1 protein-coding gene is annotated in these 732 nt (G+C 72.1%); it reads left to right on the top strand.

Annotation, left to right across the window (positions count from 1 at the left end):
* Positions 1-65: 65 nt before the first annotated feature.
* The coding region (locus PCA_RS02095) for a biotin/lipoyl-containing protein (protein WP_181300524.1) at positions 66-732 on the top strand (667 nt) is incomplete at its 3' end.

Here is a 732-nt window from a genome sequence, read left to right as displayed (position 1 = left end):
CCCTCACCCCAGCCCTCTCCCCAAAAGGGGAGAGGGAGAAAACCTCAAAATCCCGGATGAAACCCATGGCCGACATCAAGACATTCCACCTGCCCGACCTCGGCGAAGGCCTGCCCGACGCCACCATCGTCGAGTGGCACGTGAAGGAAGGCGACTACATCAAGCTGGATGCGCCGCTGTGCTCGATGGAAACCGCCAAGGCGGTGGTCGATGTGCCGTCGCCCTATACCGGCACGGTGAAGAAGCTCCACGGCGCGCCGGGCGACATCATCGAGACCGGCGCCGCGCTGGCCGACTTCGAGCCCGACCCCAACGCCAAGCAGCGCGCCGAGGCCGAGGCCACCGGCCACCACCACGGCCCGAAGAAGGCCGAGGCGCCCGCCCCGGCGCCGGCCCCCGCGCCTGCGGCCAAGGCCGCCACCGCCGACCGCGAGGACGAAGGCACCGTGGTGGGCGCGATGGTCAGCGGCAACACCGTGCACGTCGAGCAGGCCGCCAGCATCGGCGGCGTGAAAGCCGTTCCCGCGGTACGCGCACTGGCGAAGAAGCTCAAGGTCGACCTCACCCGCGTGCGCCCCAGCGGCGCCGACGGCGTGGTCACCATGCAGGACGTGAAGGACGCCGCCGCCAACGGCAGCGCCCCGCTCGGCGCAGCGCCCGCGCGTGCCGTGCCGGCATCGGCCGGCCGCCACCTCGCGCCCGAACTGCCGCCCGCCGAACCGCAGCGCGGCC

This window comes from Rhodanobacter sp. PCA2, assembly GCF_013620825.1.
GTDB lineage: Bacteria > Pseudomonadota > Gammaproteobacteria > Xanthomonadales > Rhodanobacteraceae > Rhodanobacter_A.
The sequence above is the reverse complement of the archived record's forward strand: the minus strand, read 5'-3'. Positions and strand labels throughout refer to the sequence as shown.